The sequence below is a fragment of the Agriterribacter sp. genome, assembly GCF_035445465.1.
Taxonomy (GTDB): Bacteria; Bacteroidota; Bacteroidia; order Chitinophagales; family Chitinophagaceae; genus Agriterribacter.
On record NZ_DAOMQT010000036.1, the window covers coordinates 25,932 to 44,324 of the forward strand.

General features: G+C 44.3%; 13 protein-coding genes. 4 read left to right on the top strand and 9 right to left on the bottom strand.

What is annotated here, in order from left to right:
* Positions 1 to 11: 11 nt before the first annotated feature.
* The 6 genes from PLE34_RS15565 to PLE34_RS15590 form a co-directional block, all read right to left on the bottom strand.
* Positions 12 to 1,727: a GMC oxidoreductase gene (locus PLE34_RS15565; protein WP_324558434.1), complete on the bottom strand. Its 1,716-nt coding sequence runs from the start codon at positions 1,725 to 1,727 to the stop codon at positions 12 to 14.
* A 16-nt stretch (positions 1,728 to 1,743) separates the two neighbouring features.
* Positions 1,744 to 2,274 carry a gluconate 2-dehydrogenase subunit 3 family protein gene (locus PLE34_RS15570; RefSeq protein WP_324558435.1) on the bottom strand — a complete coding sequence of 177 codons (531 nt, stop codon included), beginning with the start codon at positions 2,272 to 2,274 and terminating at the stop codon, positions 1,744 to 1,746.
* 239 nt (positions 2,275 to 2,513) lie between these two features.
* A complete protein-coding gene (locus PLE34_RS15575) occupies positions 2,514 to 3,419 on the bottom strand; it encodes an alpha/beta hydrolase (protein WP_324558437.1) in 906 nt (301 codons plus the stop codon).
* Positions 3,420 to 3,431: 12 nt separating this feature from the next.
* Positions 3,432 to 4,010 carry a LutC/YkgG family protein gene (locus tag PLE34_RS15580; protein ID WP_324558438.1) on the bottom strand — a complete coding sequence of 193 codons (579 nt, stop codon included), beginning with the start codon at positions 4,008 to 4,010 and terminating at the stop codon, positions 3,432 to 3,434.
* A 103-nt stretch (positions 4,011 to 4,113) separates the two neighbouring features.
* Complete coding sequence (locus PLE34_RS15585; RefSeq protein WP_324558439.1) at positions 4,114 to 5,496, bottom strand: lactate utilization protein B; 1,383 nt, start codon at positions 5,494 to 5,496, stop codon at positions 4,114 to 4,116.
* Positions 5,497 to 5,531: 35 nt separating this feature from the next.
* Positions 5,532 to 6,266 carry a (Fe-S)-binding protein gene (locus PLE34_RS15590; protein WP_324558441.1) on the bottom strand — a complete coding sequence of 245 codons (735 nt, stop codon included), beginning with the start codon at positions 6,264 to 6,266 and terminating at the stop codon, positions 5,532 to 5,534.
* A gap of 207 nt (positions 6,267 to 6,473) precedes the next feature.
* Between PLE34_RS15590 and PLE34_RS15595 the strand changes: the two genes are divergently transcribed.
* Positions 6,474 to 7,409 (top strand): transglutaminase domain-containing protein, encoded by a 936-nt coding sequence (locus PLE34_RS15595; protein ID WP_324558442.1) that lies wholly within the window; start codon positions 6,474 to 6,476, stop codon positions 7,407 to 7,409.
* 8 nt (positions 7,410 to 7,417) lie between these two features.
* Here the strand turns inward: PLE34_RS15595 and PLE34_RS15600 are convergent, their stop codons facing one another.
* Positions 7,418 to 8,290 (bottom strand): cupin-like domain-containing protein, encoded by an 873-nt coding sequence (locus PLE34_RS15600; RefSeq protein ID WP_324558444.1) that lies wholly within the window; start codon positions 8,288 to 8,290, stop codon positions 7,418 to 7,420.
* A gap of 199 nt (positions 8,291 to 8,489) precedes the next feature.
* Positions 8,490 to 10,634 (bottom strand): cation:proton antiporter, encoded by a 2,145-nt coding sequence (locus tag PLE34_RS15605; protein WP_324558446.1) that lies wholly within the window; start codon positions 10,632 to 10,634, stop codon positions 8,490 to 8,492.
* Positions 10,635 to 10,829: 195 nt separating this feature from the next.
* Here PLE34_RS15605 and PLE34_RS15610 point away from each other — a divergent pair, with 195 nt between their 5' ends.
* Positions 10,830 to 11,120, top strand: a complete 291-nt coding sequence (locus PLE34_RS15610) for an ATP-dependent Clp protease adaptor ClpS (protein ID WP_324558448.1) — start codon at positions 10,830 to 10,832, stop codon at positions 11,118 to 11,120.
* On the opposite strand, the gene PLE34_RS15615 is transcribed toward PLE34_RS15610, so the two are convergent.
* Complete coding sequence (locus PLE34_RS15615; RefSeq protein WP_324558450.1) at positions 11,117 to 11,884, bottom strand: EcsC family protein; 768 nt, start codon at positions 11,882 to 11,884, stop codon at positions 11,117 to 11,119. The two genes, PLE34_RS15610 and PLE34_RS15615, sit on opposite strands and share 4 nt — an antisense overlap.
* Positions 11,885 to 12,100: 216 nt before the next feature.
* Between PLE34_RS15615 and PLE34_RS15620 the strand changes: the two genes are divergently transcribed.
* Together PLE34_RS15620 and PLE34_RS15625 are read left to right on the top strand one after the other, a co-directional pair.
* On the top strand, positions 12,101 to 15,508 hold the full coding sequence (locus PLE34_RS15620; RefSeq protein WP_324558451.1) for a HEAT repeat domain-containing protein: 3,408 nt from the start codon (positions 12,101 to 12,103) through the stop codon (positions 15,506 to 15,508).
* A 220-nt stretch (positions 15,509 to 15,728) separates the two neighbouring features.
* Positions 15,729 to 18,266, top strand: coding sequence for a TonB-dependent receptor (locus tag PLE34_RS15625; protein WP_324558452.1), 2,538 nt, complete (start codon positions 15,729 to 15,731; stop codon positions 18,264 to 18,266).
* Positions 18,267 to 18,393: the final 127 nt, after the last annotated feature.

The following is an 18,393-nucleotide window of genomic DNA, read 5'->3' on the forward strand; positions in this document are numbered from 1 at the left end:
AAATTTTCAAATTAAATATTTCCCTTCTTCAGTTCTTCCACCGCAAAATTGGCTGCCCTTGCAGAAAAAGCCATGTAAGTGAGTGATGGATTTTGAGTAGAAGTTGAAGTCATACAGGCGCCATCGGTCACAAATACATTTTTACAGGCATGCAACTGGTGCCATTTATTAAGCATAGATGTTTTAGGATCATGCCCCATGCGCACACCACCCATCTCATGAATGTCCAATCCGGGAGCACCGGGACGCTTGCTGGTTTTCACATCTTTAAATCCTGCGGCCGTAAACATTTCACTAACCTGTTCAAAATAATCACCCAGCATTTTCGCGTCATTGTCATCAAAGTCTACAGAAATTTTTAAGAGGGGAACGCCCCAGTCATCCTTCTTATCCGCATCCAGCTTTATATAGCTTTGTTCTTTGGGAATGGTTTCACCCATCATGTGCGAACCCACATGCCATGAACCCAGCTTCCGGTTCAGCAAATTATCTTTCAGCGTTTCTCCTATCACAGATGTATCGCTGTAAAAGCCACGGCCCGCGCTAAACCCTGCTGCATAACCACGGAGGAAATCTGTTTCCTGTTTGTATACATTTCTAAAACGGGGAATATAGCATCCTGCCGGATTACGTCCATCTGTCCGGAACTTTTCCAACTGTCCCTCATACCGGCCGCTTACTCCTCCTCCATAATGATGAAACGCTACATACTTTCCCAATACGCCGCTATCGTTACCCAACCCGTTGGGAAAGCGGTTTGATTTTGAATTGAGCAGGATAAGGTTGGTATTGATGGCAGAAGCATTTACAAAAATGATCTTAGCAAAATATTCTATCTCCTCCTTTGTGTTGGTATCAATTACTTTAACACCGGTTGCCTTCCCTTTCTTTTCATCATATATAATGGAATGCACTACAGAAAAAGGACGCAGGGTTAGATTACCTGTTTTTTGCGCCCACGGGATGGTAGAAGCATTGCTGCTGAAATATCCGCCGAAAGGGCATCCGCGCTGGCACAGGGTTCGGTTCTGGCATTGTCCGCGCCCCTGCTCCAAATGTATAGGCTGTGGCTGCGACAAATGCGCTGCCCGGGCGCTGATCACATAGCGTCCTTTATATTTTTGACTCACCTGCTCTTTAAAATAATCTTCAACTGCATTGAGCGGGTAGCCCGGGAGAAATTCACCGTCAGGCAATTCTTTCAAGCCATCTTTATTACCGGCTATGCCTGCAAATTTTTCTACATAACTGTACCATGGCGCAATATCTTTATAACGGATCGGCCAATCTACGGCAAAACCATCGCGTGCCGGTCCTTCAAAATCAAAATCGCTCCAGCGCTGCGTTTGCCGGGCCCACAATAGTGATTTTCCTCCTACCTGGTAGCCCCTTATCCAGTCGAATGGTTTTTCCTGTATGTAGGGATGCTCATCATCTTTCACAAAAAAATGCATGGCGTCTTCCCTGAACGCATAACACTTACTAACGATAGGTGATTTTTCTCTTATTGTCAGTGGTACTTCGCCCCTGTGCTCGAATTCATAAGGAAGCATATTGGTGGTAGGATAGTCTTTGATGTGCTTTACATCCCTGCCACGTTCGAGCAGCAATGTTTTCAATCCTTTTTCGGTAAGCTCTTTTGCCGACCAGCCACCGCTGATCCCTGAGCCTATTACAATGGCATCGAATGTGCGTTCTTTAATGCTGTCTGTATTTAACTGAGGCATAATTTTTTGTACTTTATTAAACCTTATCTACAGGGAAATATCCGTTATACCTGCCGGGAACCATTTCATATTGCTTCATATCGGTCATTGCATATTTCGAATTGGTGAATCCCTGTATCACTCTTCGTTTGGTGATCTCAAAAAAAGTATGAAGCGCAGGATCACTGGTAGTATCCTCCAGAGTACTTTCAATAAAATGAATTCTGGTGGTAGCGTCTAACTGGTTGAAAGGTTTGTTGTTTTTTTCCAGCGCAACTTTATTCAGAGAAACCAGTCCCAATTTAAAAGCTTTCTGATCTTCGGCATTATGACAATCATCTACCATTTTTAAAGTAAATAAGTGCAGGTTAAGGTCCCTGGCGCCGGGCGCATCAGCCGTTTTGGGGATCATCGTTTCTGCAACCTCTCCCAGCAGGGCTTCTTCACCTACCAGTATGTCTAAGTTCTTAAGTTCAATGGATGACTTGCCATCGCCTGCGCAGGATGGGAGAAGGTATATCCCTCCCGCAAAAATCATGAGGTTTTTTATAGCAGATCGTCGTTTCATTACAGGTACTTTTCTTTGATCATGAATGCTTGTTTTTACACATAGGTACATAGTACACAAAAAAGAACACATAGCGTGTTGTTATGTATCCTATTGCTGACCGGTATTGATCCGTTATTATTGGTGGGTTAAGGTAAAAAAATATTTGCTAATAAACCTATCTATCTGAATAAGTGTTTTGTACGCTGTTTAAATCTGTGGCTAACAAAACCAGCCTTCACTCCTGCACAACACTGCTGCTACTGTATAAACCCGCTACCTTTCATCCATTTCATACAAATATCCATCCATTCTTCTACTGGCATTTTCAAAACAAAGCCATGATCGCCCTTTGGATAAATATGCATTTCTGCAGGCACTTTATTGTGCCGCAATGCTTCATAAAAAGAAATACTGTTATCAACATCCACTGCTTTATCATCGCCCGCATGGATTAAAAAGGCGGGTGGCGTTTGAGCCGTAACCTGCAGTTCATTGGAAAATAATTTTATTTTTTCGGGTGATGGATTTTTGCCCAGCAGGTTATTTCTTGATCCACGATGCCCCAGGCTGTCGGTCATGCTGATAACCGGGTACACCAATATCATAAAACCCGGACGAACGTTGACCTGCTGTTTATTAACGATAACCGGATGATTAAAATGCGTTCCTGCAGTAGAAGCCAGGTGCCCTCCTGCAGAAAAACCCATAATGCCAACTCTGCCTGTATCTACATGCCATTGATGGGCACGCTGTTTTATTAATTGGATCGCCTGCTGCGCATCCTGTAATGGACCGGTGCTTTTATCTTTCATAATCTTATCATCCGGCAAACGGTACTTTAATACAAATGCCGCCACACCCTGCTTTGCGAAATATTCGCCAATAGCAAATCCTTCTTTACCCATTACCAGGCCGCCATAGCCACCACCCGGACAAATTACTACTGCTGCACCATTTGCTTTTTCTTTTGGTGGAAGATAAACGGTTAATGTTGGCGTAAACACCTTAAAAGCAACCGCATTAACCGAATCATAGCGTTCTTCATTGGGAGCGTTTAATGCTCCCGGGATATTTTCTTCGTACAGGGGAATCGTTTGCTGTGCAAAAGACAACTGGCAAGCCATCATCAAAATCAATAAACAGACAGGTAATTTTAATAACATAAGCTTAAAATATTACAATATAAAAACGCGCATGGTTTTAGGACCATGTGCACCCAATACCAGCGATTGTTCTATATCGGCTGTTTTGGAAGGCCCGGCAATAAATACACCAAAACCGTAGTCTGTATTGCCAATATTCTTGTAGGCATGATGCATTGTTGGCACTATGTTTTCCTTTTTAATAATAACAGCCAGTTGCTGTGTAATAAAAGGCAATACCCTTTGTGGCAATATATTATCTGTTACCCAAACCGCCCCATTTTCGGCCACGCCAAATTGCGCAGGTATCACAGCAAGGCCTACCGTTTCCAGTTCATGCGCATCAGCATCCCTTCCCGCCTCACCCGGTATTGACAGTTCTTTGCATAACGATATTATTCTTTGAACTTCTTTATACTCCTGCCGGATAATATTTTCTATTTCGGCATAACTGTTTACTACATTTGCCACACCACCAATTGCTGTTAATACATTTATATATTTTTCAAGCACTTCCGTATCCGGCTTCAAAAAGGATTGCAGCTCAGGTAGCCCGCTTTGCGCCGGTTGATTATTTTTTATTGCGGTAAGGATTTTTTCTTTGCTGTTCATAATCGTATAAATAATAAAGTTCAAATATTAAATCCGAAGGCTAAAGCTCGAAATCCGAAGCCAAATGCATCAAACGATAAACCACAAACACTAAACTACAAACTCATACATTATCTTTCCTGTTCTTTTTATACCATTCACCAAATGATTGCTTTGGAGGCTCAGGCATTTCGCGTTGCTTATACCAGGGATTTAATTTATTATTTACAATAAATGGCATTTTATTCATCACCCAACGGCCTGCCTTACCCGCAAATTGATATACGCCCGGATGAGATAAGGTAAAGGTCATTCCCAGCATAGCTACTTTTTTTGCTGCGGGAGCGTAGCCTTCTTTTACCAGCACCTGCCGCCATTTATACAACTGATCATGGATATCAATTTTTACCGGGCACACATTGGTGCACGATCCGCACAACGTAGATGCAAATGGCAGGTCGGCATATTTACGCATATCAAGATTCGGCGCGAGTATAGAGCCAATCGGCCCTGCTATGGCCGTATGATAGCTATGTCCTCCGCTCCTCCTGTACACCGGGCAGGTATTCATACAGGCGCCGCAGCGTATGCATTTGAGGGAATTGCGAAAATCCGCCCTTCCCAACTGCACGCTTCTGCCGTTATCTACCAGCACAATATGTATTTCCTTTCCTTTTCGCGGCTTTTTAAAATGACTGGAGTACGTGGTTACCGGCTGTCCGGTAGCGCTCCTGGCAAGCAGCCGTAAAAAAACAGATAGATGGTTTCGTTGCGGTATGATCTTTTCAATACCCATACTGGCAATATGCACATCGGCCAAATGTGCGCCCATATCGGCATTGCCTTCATTGGTACAAACCACAAATTCGCCGGTTTCTGCAACAGCAAAATTAACCCCTGTCATAGCTGCGCGCCTGGTTAAAAATTTTTCTCTCAAATCCAGCCTGGCGGCATTTGTGAGGAACTGGGGATCGGCATTACCGGCCGGCGTACCCAGATGCTCGTGAAAGATGGCTCCTATCTCTTCTTTCTTTTTATGAATGCAGGGCAGCACAATATGGCTTGGCGGCTCTTCTGCCAGCTGCACAATACGTTCACCCAGGTCGGTATCAATTACTTCAATTCCCTGGGTTTGCAGATAACTGTTGAGATGGCATTCTTCCGTGAGCATAGACTTACTTTTAACAACCCTGCTTATTCCATTCGCATGTAAAAGATTATAAACAATTTCATTGTGCTCTTTTGCATCAGCCGCCCAGTGTACAATTACGCCGTTGGCCCTGGCTTTTTCTTCGAACTGCAATAAGTATTCGCTCAGGTTGGCGAGTACATTGTTTTTGATTTGCGAAGCCGCTTCTCTTAATTGTTCCCACTCCGGCAACACATGCGCTGCTTTATCACGCTTGGCGCGTACCCACCATAATGTTTCATCGTGCCAGTTTACCCGCGGCTCATCCTCATTAAACCGTTCGGCCAGCGCTGCATGATCTTTATTTCCTTGGTTCATGGTATATGATTATATATAATGCCTGATAAGTTAAGTTAGTGACTGTTCAGTATTTCAGCAATGTGCTTTACCTGCACTTTGCTTTTCTGCCGGCGTAAAATACCATCCATATGCATCAGGCAACTCATATCGCCGCCAATAATATATTCTACCCCGTGGCCCAGGTGGTCATTTACCCTGTCTTTACCCATTTTAACACTAACTGCTTCCTCTGCAACACAAAATGTGCCTCCAAAACCGCAGCACTCATCGGTTCGGGATAGTTCCACTATTTCCAGTCCTTCTACCATATTCAGGAGTTTGCCGGGCTTTGAAAAAGGTTCGGCTACCAGTTCACTCATTTGCGAAAGCCCCAATCCCCGCTGTCCATGACAACTTTGATGCATGCCTACTTTATGCGGGAATTTCGCATCCCACTGTTTAACCTGCACGATATCTGTTAAAAATTCGGTTAGCTCATACACACGCGTTCTAATATGCTCAGCTTCTTTTTCATTTTCAGCATCATGCAAATGTTCTTTCACATGTAAAGTGCAACTGCCTGAAGGACTCACGATATAATCGAACCCGGTAAAGTTCTTTATGAATAATTCATTACAACCCCGGGTTAAATGTTCAAAGCCCGAATTGGCCATGGGCTGCCCGCAGCAGGTTTGTTTTGAAGGATATACAACCGTTACCCCGGCTTTTTCCAATACCTGTAAGGTGGCTATGGCAACATGCGGATAAAACTGGTCTATGTAACATGGCACAAACAATGCTGCTGTCATTTGTGTAAATAATTAATAGGAGGGCGCTGAATAATATATGTCCGAAAGTAGCACAATTCCTTTTTGAAACCTCCCTGTACTTACCTGAAAGAAAAGGTTACCAAAAGAAGAGATGTTACTTATTAGTTTTATTTATCAGGTATACCACAGGGGGTCAATGTGCATATCTTTTCGCCATTTTTTTAACAAGATGTATAATATAACTCATTGCAATTTGCGTTATCATTACATTTCATGGGAGAAAACGGCAACACACATTTTTTTGCAAGGGGCCTTGTATTAAACACCATAGGATTACTGACCATACTTCCTTTGGCGCCTTTGATCAATCGCTTTATTCCTCCGGTTATTATAGGTTACTGGAATGTGGATCTATTAATATCTATTGTTGCCGCATTTGTTTTGGTAAGACTTGTTTTATGGATATTCAGACCGCTTATTATCCCTTCCTTTATTTTAGTGGCGGGCTTCGTAATATACAGCCAGTTTACAGAAGGCTATAACCTGGGTAATATGATCCTTGATTATAAAAACCTGGTAGTAAAAAGCTGGGATATCAGAGATAATAAAGAAAAGGACCTGTACCTCATTAAACCTGACCTGTTTGATTCCGGGGTAGAAAAGGCGGTAAAAGGCCTGAAGTCAAAGATCAATCCTAAAGATTCTGTTACCAGGAACTTTGCCGTGAATCACTCTATTGAATATTTTGATGATTACCATAAAAAATATGGACCTAAGGTTCGCTATCTTTCCCTGTTTAAGTATATCAATAATAACTTCAAATACGTGGCCGACCCGGACCGCGACGAGTATTTTGCTTCACCCAGGGAAACCATTGAAAATGGTATGGGGGGAGACTGTGATGATCATACGATTTTAATGATCTCGGCTCTCAAAGCTATCGGGGCCAAATGCAGGATGGTATTAACCGAAAACCATGTATACCCGGAGTTGTACTGTGGCGATAAAAAAAATTTTACTGAGCTGCAGGAAGCCATCACCCATTTATTTGCTTCCGAAAACTTTACAGGTTTATATTACAGGGAAGAGTCGGGTAATTACTGGATCAACCTCGACTATACGGCCCGCCACCCGGGAGGTCCGTATGTAGATAACAAAGCGTATGCCGTGGTAGAATTTTAACCGGACTGTTATATATTGCTGTTTTGCTGCTCCAGTTGCTGAATGGCTTTTTCAGCCCTGCTATACGCCTCTTTTACTTTATAATTATACCATTTATCCTTCAGCAGCTTTCTCATGGCATTATCAAAATTGCGGGTAAATACAAGATTGCTGAAACCCGTAACCCTGTCGCGGGCCGATGACAAGGCGCGTACGCTTACCGAATATCCTCCCGTTACATATTGTATATAATGCCAGTAACCGGCAGGCATAAATATGGTTTCACCAAAACGTATGGTGCACTGCCATCCGTTAGCATATTTCAAAGCAGGAAATTTTTCAAAATCCATGTTCTTCATATCCCCGATACCATGAAAATTATAAGGGAGCTTATACAGCAGGGAAGAGTTGCTATTGGGAAATAAGGTCACTTTCTTTTCACCATGGAACTGGGTGAGGAAAACATGCGACATATCAATATCAAAATGATTCCGGGTGCTGGACCCCCCTCCACCAAAGAACATCAGCGGCAACCAGGTTAGAATATTGTCGGCGATTTTATTAAAAACCAACTGCTTTCTGATCTCCGGCTTTTCTATCAGCAGGTTAAAAAGAAATAAACGGGATTCCGTGGGTTCACGTTGAATGAGATCCAGGTATTCACTGAATTTCATTTTGGCCATGGGGGCGCTGTGTACCATATCGGGATGAGCGTTCTCACTGCCATGTACCGGAACAATAAGGTCGCCGGCTACTGCTTTAAAATAATCATAATTCCAAAGATCCACGGCAGGTCCCTTAACAAAGTCTTTGAGAATGACAGGCGTTTTTGTTCTGATAAATCGCTCTGTAAACTCCTGCTTCGTCAGGCCTTCAACACGCTGAATAGGTTGTAAATTCATATGATGGCATCAAATTTAATATGCAAAAGCAAACAATGATAAAAATTATTTTTGAAACATCATACTAGTGGGCTGAAATTCCTTACAGATCTATAGGTTCCCGTTGTATGTAAGCTACATCAAATACACGTAATATCCAAAATTCCTTAGCAGCTACCCGGAGCAGGTGAGTTCCGGGTAGCCTGCAAAATAACAAAGGTTATCTTTCCTTTCCTTTAAATATCTTTTTTACAGCCCTGCTCAGTTTATTAATATTATCTATCTGGTCCTGTATGGGCGTAAGCACAAGGTCCTCCGGCTGCACACCCGTTTCCATATACTCTGCCTGTCTTTGCTCGGGATATAAAAGGATAAAGTTGTTCTTTTCAAAATGCTTTAGCAGTTTTGCAGGCATATTCTCCATATAGGAATTATAGGATATCGTTCCCTTCCTTGCGCTTACAGCAATAATCAGATCATTGCTGTGTATTTCTCTCGCCAGCACCAGAAAGTCTTCCACATCCTCAAAATGCCGGTAAGCCACTTCCGCGCTTCCCCTGTTTTTAGTTAGTTCTTTTGCAAATGCTTTTTGTGTAGCCAGCGTACAGCACACCTGGATACGTGCACCCGCCTGTTTAGACAGGGCAACGACCCTTTTTACCCAATGGTGAAACCCAATTTCATATTCAGCATTTTTGGTTAGCACCAAAACAATTTTACTTGTTGTGTTAAGCGGATATTCGAACCGGCATATAAAAACCGTTTCCCATACACTATTCAGGATATTCTGTGTTGTTGTACCAAATAAAGAATTGAATAAAAAAGCAGTTGCCGTGCTGCTCTTGTTCGACCATTCAATAACAACATCGGAAATAAGCATTTCCTTTACCGCCCTTGCAATACCATTTGCCATGTTGAGGTCTACCCTGGTAATGGTTTGCACTTTAGTATCGGTTTCCGCACCATGCTTTACTGCTTTTTCAAGATTCTTATTGTTCAATGCTACTTTTTCTTTCAGCCTGTCTTCATCCTGCATTACGGTAAGCATGTATATGGGCGCTTTTTGCTGCTGGGTATTAAGCATCACTGAAAAATCAAGCAAATCATCGGTTTTGTCTGGATCAATAACGGGAATAAGTATACGCTCCTGTATGTTAATAACATCGGGTATCTTACCGGCATCCACAATGGCCAGCTTTTTTCCTGCATTCGCCGTTACAAATGAGCCCACCATACAGGTAACCAATATCAGAATAATAGTGCCATTTAAAACATGCTCATCTATGATCTTCATATTATAGCCGATAAGAATAACGGCAATGGTAGCTGCCGCATGGGAGGTGCTTAGCCCGAACATCACATTACGCTGGATGGCAGAGAACCTGAGGATTTTTTGTGTAATAAACGCCGCAAACCATTTGGTGGAAAGGGCCATGGCGGTAAGTGCTCCGGCAATGATCAGCGCTTCGTTGCCCTTCAATAAAACCTTCAGATCAACAAGCATGCCCACACTTATTAAAAAAAAGGGTATAAATAAAGCGTTACCTGCAAATTCAATCCGGTTCATTAATGGCGAAGTATGCGGTATCAGTTGGTTCAGCGCCAGTCCGGCAAGAAAGGCCCCGATAATGCCTTCTACCCCGGCCAGTTCTGCTAAAAGCGCTCCAAGAAAAACCATCGCAAATACAAAGATGAAATGCGTTGTCTGGTCATCCTTGATCTTCTTAAAAAACCAGCGGCCGATCAACGGAAACCCAACAAGCACAATTAAAGCAAATACTAAGAAAGAAAAGCTGAGCTTAAGCCAGAACTGTTGATTCAACTCGCCTTCAATAGAACCCGTTATTACCGCGAGTATTAACAGAACCGCCGTATCCGTAATAATAGTTCCCCCAACACTTATGGTTACTGCTTCATTTTTGGTAATACCCATGCGACTGGCCAAAGGATAGGCCACAAGTGTATGCGTGGCAAACATACTGGACACCAGCAGGGAAGCCATAAAATTAAAATGAAGAAGATAATAACATAATATATAGCCCAGTCCCAGCGGAATAATGAATGTAAAGAATCCAAAAACAACGCTTTTATGCCTGTTCTTTTTAAATTCCGTCATATCCAGTTCGAGACCGGCCAGGAACATGATATACAACAACCCTGCTTTGCCAAATAAGTCAATGCTACCCTTGGCTATCAGATTAAAACCGTGATCGCCAATTGCCATGCCTGCCAGTATTAAGCCAATGATACTGGGGATACGTAACTTACGAAGTAAAATAGGCGCCAGCAGAATAATAAACAATACGATAACGAAAATTGGAATCGGATCATTTAAAGGGAAAGTCCATCCATTCAATAATACCATAATATGACACAATTACGCATTTATCGGGAATTGCGTCAAAAATAATAAAATATTGCAGAGCAGTAATTTATATTGTAACCAATATCAATACTATATTATTTAAAAAGTTGTTTTATAAAGCAGCTGTTGTTTTTATTACAGGGTGGTTGCAATTGATCAGTAAATGCTAATTTTGAAAAGAAAATAATTTCAATTATGCCAGTTGGGAATACATCTACAGCAGAAGAGAAAGAAACGCTGGTCATAACCGAAAAACCATTCCAGCTTATTGTATGGAATGATGAGGTGAATACCTTTGAATGGGTTATTGAAACCCTGGAAGAAGTTTGCGGTCATACACACGAACAGGCAGAACAATGTGCTTATATTATTCACTTTAAAGGCAAATACGCGGTAAAACAAGGTGAATACGATGAACTTAAACCGCAATGCGACGCTATTACCGAAAGAGGTATAGGCGCCACAATAGAAATAATGGTTGATTAACGCTCCTCTTCCTTCCGGGATTCACTGGTATTTTTCAGCACATCAAAGGCAGGCGAACGCATTCTATATGCGTTAATAGCTGTTTTCCCCAGCTTTCTGATCAGCCTGTAATTTACGATTGCTCCCACCGGCGCGCCAATTACGGGCACCAGTTGAGCCATTTTAGCTACATCAATATAGTCCCGGTATTCCTGTTGAAAACTCCGCCAGTTAAACTGGTGAATGTCTTCCGGCAAATACTGTTGCTGCTCTTCCCAGTTAACCATTCTCTGGTAAATGTTTTTACGATGCTGCGCACTGGAAAAAGCCAGTTGAAAAATGTATAAAATATATAGCCGTTCTTTGTAGTCGTTCTGGTTGTATCCATAAATGGCAGCCAGTTCAAAAAGAAGCTTGAGCTTGATGCCAATCAGTAAGGGGAAATCGGCCAACCCCAGCAATATTCCACCCGCGCCGGTAATGCCTCCTTCGGCAGCGGCGGTTTTCTGGTAAAGCCTTATTTTTTCTTCAGCAAGGGCGTCTTTTACCTGAAGGGATACATCTTTTTTGAACTTAGGGGTAGTAATATTTGCACCGTATAAAACACCCCTGATCATTTGTTTAATGGTAACCGTAATGGCCTCGTGTATTTTCTCGGGAATGAAACTATTCACTTTATTCTGAAAACGTTTCGAAAGGCGATCAAAAAAAGATGGTCCGGCCAGCATCCGGTACTGCCACAGTTTTAATTCCTGCAACACTTTTTGATCGTAGTACCGCTTCATTTATTAAATCATTAGAGCAGGCTCAACATCTGCAATGCCATCTTCCACAAACCAGAATGTCATACCTTCTGCCAACAGACCAATTTATGCAAAATTTATGGGAGAAAAACGAAAAGTAACTATATTTAGCAATAGTGTTTGGACGGAAATGAGATTTCAATAGGGCCACTGCCCGTACAGATACAGATTACCCGAAAAATAACGCTTACCCTTGTTATGACCAGAAAACAAATTTGCACTTACTGCCTGCCGGTATTTTTTATTGTGGTTTTTTGTGCTGCCTGCCGGCAACCGGATAAGCCCGTTGCCATTATCAAACAAATGGATTCGGCCGTGGTTGCCAGCTTTGCAGCCTCCATCGAAGCCATGGTAAAACCGGAGCTGGCGGAAGGTTTAACGCTCCGCTTATGGGGCACAGATTCATTAGTTATATCACCTGTTGCTATACAGGTAGATAATGATGGTACGCTTTATTATACTACTACCGACCGGCAAAAAAATTCAGAGTTCGACATCCGGGGTCACCGTGAATGGGAGATACCTTCCATATCGTTTCAAACGGTGGAAGACCGAAGAGCTTTCCTGCGGAGCGAATTGTCGCCCGAAAACAGCAAACGCAACGAATGGCTGGCCGATCTGAATAAAGACAGCTCGCACGACTGGCGGGATCTGACTGTAGAAAAGGAACTTATATACAAAATGCAGGACACAAATGGCGATGGCATTGCCGATAAAACACAATTGATCGTTGATGATTTTCATGACGAAGTAACGGATGTTGCGGGCTCGGTATTTAAACATGATAATGACCTGTATGTTGCCGTTGCACCTGACCTGTGGAAATTAAAGGACAAGGATGGAGATGGCATTCCCGATGAAAAAGTATCCTTATCCCATGGGTATGGCGTACACATCGGCTTTGGCGGGCACGGTATGTCGGGCATTGAAATGGGACCCGATGGGAGGATTTACTGGCAGATCGGCGATATTGGATTTAACGGCAAGGGTACCGACGGGCAGGTATGGGCATACCCGAACAGTGGCGTAATTGCCCGCTGCAATCCCGATGGCAGTGATTTTGAAATATTTGCCGCCGGGCTCCGCAACACACATGAATTTGCCTTTGATGAATATGGCAACCTGATCAGCGAAGACAACGATGGCGACCATCCCGGTGAAAAAGAAAGGCTGGTATATATCGTTAACGGCTCTGATGCGGGCTGGAGAAGCAACTGGCAATACGGCAAATACCGCGACCCTAAAAATAATACCTACAAAGTGTGGATGGAAGAAAAAATGCATCTGCCGCGGTTCGAAGGGCAGGCAGCCTATATTATACCCTGCATCAGCAATTTTGTAAGCGGTCCAAGCGGCTTTGTATACAACCCGGGTACGGCATTAAGCGCGCAATATAAAAATTCATTTTTTGTGTCGGAGTTTGTGGGCAATCCCGGCAATTCTGCTGTGCATAATTTTAAGCTCAACCCTAAAGGAGCGGGTTTCGAGCTGGGTGAAACCAAAAAAATACTGAGCGGCGTATTGGTAACCGGGCTGGACTTCGGTCCCGATGGTTCTTTGTACCTGGCCGACTGGATTGACGGCTGGGATACGCACGATTATGGGCGTATCTGGCGGCTGGATGCTCCGCAGGGGGCAGGTTCTCCCGAACGCATAGAAACAAAAAAACTATTATCCGAAAATTTTACCGGCAAATCAGAAGAAGAGCTGGCAGCAATATTGGAAAAGCCGGATATGCGGGTACGTCAAAAGGCACAGTTTGAACTGGTGAAGCGTGGCGGAGATGGTGCGGCAATTTTCCAGAAAACATTTTCCATATCGGGTAACCAACTGGCACGTATAAACGCCATATGGGGCATGAGCCAGTTGGCACGTAAAGACAAAAAATATGCCGTTCCGTTATTGTCTTTATTACAGGATAAAGATCCCGAAATAAGAGCGCAGGCGGCCAAATGGCTGGGCGATATGAAATACGAGGCTGCAGGAGAAAAGCTGCTCCCGCTTTTGAAAGATACCGCCAGCCGGGTCAGGTTCTTTGCAGCAGAAGCGCTGGGCAGGATCAAATACGCGCCTGCCATAAACGCGGTTATTACTATGCTGGAGGAGAACAATGATGAAGATGTTTACCTGCGTCATGCCGGTTGCCTGGCATTGGCCCGTATAGGCAAAGCAGACCCCGTTGTCGCCCTGGCACAAAACCCTTCCCGTGCATTACGGATAGCCGCCGTGGTAACACTCAGGCGGATGGGCAATGCCGGCATTGCAAAATTCCTTAACGATAAGGATGAGTTTGTGGTAACGGAAGCGGCAAGGGCCATTAATGACGACAACTCCATTAAAGACGCGCTACCCGCATTAGGCGATTTGCTCGGCAGCACCCATTTTACAAACGAAGCATTGATCAGGCGCATCATTAATGCCAACCTGCGCACCGGCTCCGGAAAAGCGATGCAACAATTAATCGCTTATACTTTAAAAGAAGGTGCTCCCGCAAAGATGAGAGCCGAAGCCATTGACGCCTTGAGCGTATGGGCAAAGCCATCGGTGCTGGACCGGGTGGATGGCTATTACCGTGGTGGTGTGGAAAGAGATTCCGTCATGTTGCAAAAAAATATGGCCGTACCGTTGGTACAATTAGTGAAAGATAAAGAACTGGTGGTACGCCTCAGCGCCGCAAAAGCCGTGAAACTACTCAACACCGGCGAAGCGCTGCCCCTGCTGTTTACCCTGGTAAAAAATGATCCGGCGCCCGACATGCGCGTTGAAGCGCTGAATACCCTGGTTGCGCTTGGCAACAGCCGGGCGGGTGAAGCGGTAAGCCAGGCGCTTGCCGATAAGGAAAAGAATGTAAGGGTTGCAGGACTTCACCTGCTGCAGCAAATGGATCTTCCTAAAGGGCTTATGGTTTCACTGTTATCGAAAGTAATAGCGGACAAAACCATGGAAGAAAAACAGGCGGCCATACTTGCGTTAGGAAAGCTGCCAAAAGAAAATGCGCAAAAACCAATAGAAGCACTGCTGCTTACCATGGCCGCCGGAAAGCTGTCGCCGGACTTATATCTTGAACTGGGTGAAGCTATAGACAGTATTGGTGTAACTGACTTAAAGACGAAGTATAAAACGATTACCCAAAAATTTTCTCCCGATGAGCAGATCGCTTCCTATGCAGGCAGCTTGTACGGCGGGGATATAACAAAAGGAAGAGCTGTTTTCTTTCGCAATCAGAATGCACAGTGCATGCGCTGCCATTCTTACGATGACAGGGGCGGCAATGCCGGTCCGCGGCTCAACGGTATTGCCGGGAGGATCAGCAGGCAACAACTCCTGGAATCGCTTATTAACCCCGGCGCCCGGCTTGCCCCGGGATATGGCATCGTTTCCCTTGAATTAAAAAATGGTACCAGTTTGTCGGGCATACTGGAGGCGGAAGACAAAACAAGCCTTACCCTGAAAATGGGAGGAGAACCCTTGCGTGTTATCAAAAAGGATCAAATAGCCAAAAGAACCAACGCACCATCCAGCATGCCCGACATGAAACTTATACTTTCAAAAAAAGAAATACGCGATGTGGTAAGCTTTCTGGCAACAATGAAAGAAGATCATTAAAAAAAAATAAAGTCTATAAATTTTGTGGACTAATAAAAAAATGATAATCTTGCATAATAATTAATGAACAGCCTCATTATATGACTCATATACACACTACGGATCAACGATGTTGACACTACATTGCAACGTACTTTTCAAGTAATTTTTTTTGCTTATATACTCTACAAATTTAGTAGACTACTGTTATTATTTATACCCGTCAATCAAAACTTAATACATGAAACATATTCTCCTGGTTTTAGGATATTTATTGCCCCTGGCAGGCTTCGCACAATTTACCGGCCGTGTAGTTAATGAAAACAATACGGGCGTACCTTACGCCAGCGTAACCATCAAAAAAACAACCACAGGCACCGTTACAGATTCCACCGGCCGGTTTTCTTTTGACAGCCACCAGCAATCATTTCCCTTTTCCCTGATCATATCTTCTGCCGGGTATGAGACCCGTGAACTGATTGTTAGAAACAACAACGTAAATAATGTATTGATACAATTGCAGCCGCTGTACCAGAAGGATACGATCATCATCACTTCCAGGCGCCGCAGGGAAGTATTACAGAATGTTCCTATTCCTATTTCGGTGGTAACCGGCGCGCTTGTTGAAGATGCCGGGGCTTTTAATGTAAACAGGCTGAAAGAGCTGATCCCTTCTGTTCAGCTCTATTCTTCCAATCCACGTAACACGGCGCTCAACGTTCGCGGGCAGGGCACTACCTACGGACTTACCAACGATGGCGTAGAGCCCGGCGTTGGCTTTTATGTAGATGGTGTTTACTATGCTCGTCCCGCTGCGGCAACGCTCGACTTCATAGATATTGAAAGGATTGAAGTATTACGTGGCCCCCAGGGAACATTGTTTGGCAAGAACACAACAGCCGGGGCATTCAACGTTATAACCCGCAAGCCCAGCTTTAAGCCTGGCGCTAACTTTGAAGTGAGCTACGGTAATTATGGATTTATCCAGGCCAAGAGCTCCGTTACAGGCGCTCTGGGTAAGAAACTTGCCGGGCGGTTATCCTTTTCAGGTACGCAGCGGGATGGGCTGATTGAAAACGTAGCCACGCAGAAGAAGACAAACGATGTTAATAACCTGGGCATTCGCGGGCAGTTGCTATACGTGCCATCGGACAGAATAGAGATCACGCTGGCAGGAGATGCAACCAGTCAGCGCCCCGATGGCTATGCACAGGTGGTGGCAGGTGTTGTAACTACCCAACGCCCCGCATACCGCCAGTTTGAGCAGATCATAGCCGACCTGAATTATGATCTGCCCAGCCGCAATCCCTTCGACAGGAAGATTGATCACAATACTACCTGGCGGTCGGGCAACGACCTCGGTGGCGCTTCCCTGAATGTTGATATTAAACTCGGATCGGGCACCCTTACTTCCACTTCTGCATGGCGTTACTGGAAATGGGACCCTTCCAATGACCGCGACTTTACCGGACTTCCGGTACTAACCTTATCGCAAGCTCCGTCCAAACATAAAAACTGGTCGCAGGAAATACGCTATGCGGGCGATTTATCTTCCCGTCTGAGTGGCGTATTCGGCCTGTTTGCCATAGGCCAGGATCTTAAAACAAACCCTTACCATACAGAAGAATCCGGCGCTGCACAATGGCGGTTTTCACAAAATACAACGAATCCCAAATGGAATACACCCGGGCTTTTTGACGGCTATGGCATCAGAACAACATCATCTCTCAACACCTTTAGCGGCGCGGCTTTCGGACAATTGGATTTTGCCATTACCGAACGTTTGCACCTGCTGGGCGGGCTGCGCTATAATTACGACAAGAAGAAAGTAGATTTTAACCGGGAAACCTACGGAGGAATGGAAACGGATGATCCAGACCTGATCGCTCTTAAGAACGCGGTGTATACTAACCAGGCTTTTAATACAAATACCAGCAACACTAACCTGTCTGGGTTACTGACCGTTGCATTCAAGGCTGCCAGCCAGGTTAATACCTACGCTACCTATTCTACCAATTACAAGTCTGTAGGACTTAACCTCGGGGGATTGCCTACTGCCGGCGGAGAGGTATTGCTGGACCTGGCTACCATAAAACCTGAGTATGTACAACATATAGAATTTGGATTAAAAACCACACCGGCGCCAGGTACCACGCTGAACTTAACGATTTACAATACCAACATTAAGGATTACCAGACGCAGGTACAAACCGCTGAGGTAGGCGTAAACCGCGGCTACCTCGCCAATGCGGAAAAAGTACGTATACGTGGCGTGGAGTTTGATGGAAATACGAGGCTCAACAGTCATTTTTCGTTATACGGCGCGTTAGCTTATACAGAAGGCATATACGTATCTTTTAAAAATGCCCCTGTTCCACTTGAAGAAACCGGCGGACCATCCGCATTTAAAGATATTTCAGGAGGCGATCTGCCCGGCATTTCCAAATGGACCACTTCTTTGGGCGGCGAATTTGCTACCCCGTCTATATTCCTGGGTAAGGCAGGAAAATTCTTTATCGCTGCCGACGGCTATTATCGTTCCGGCTTCTCTTCAAGCGCATCGCCCTCCCAGTACCTGAATATTGACGGCTATGCCCTGTTGAATGCCCGGCTGGGATTCAGGATATCAGGGGGATTATCAGCCTTTTTATGGGGGCGCAATTTATTAGATAAAAACTACTTTGAGCAACTATTGCCCGCAGCAGGCAATGCAGGACACTATGCTGCCGTACTCGGAGACCCCAGGACCTTTGGCATAACCCTGCGGTATGCTTTATAGCTGTTAACACATCCATCCGGTAGTGAGATGAACTTCCGGGCGAAGGATCATAGGTGAAATAATCTGAATTTTGGATGTTCGGAAATGAAAATCAGTTTGTTATTGTTTATGTTTTTGAGTATTTACC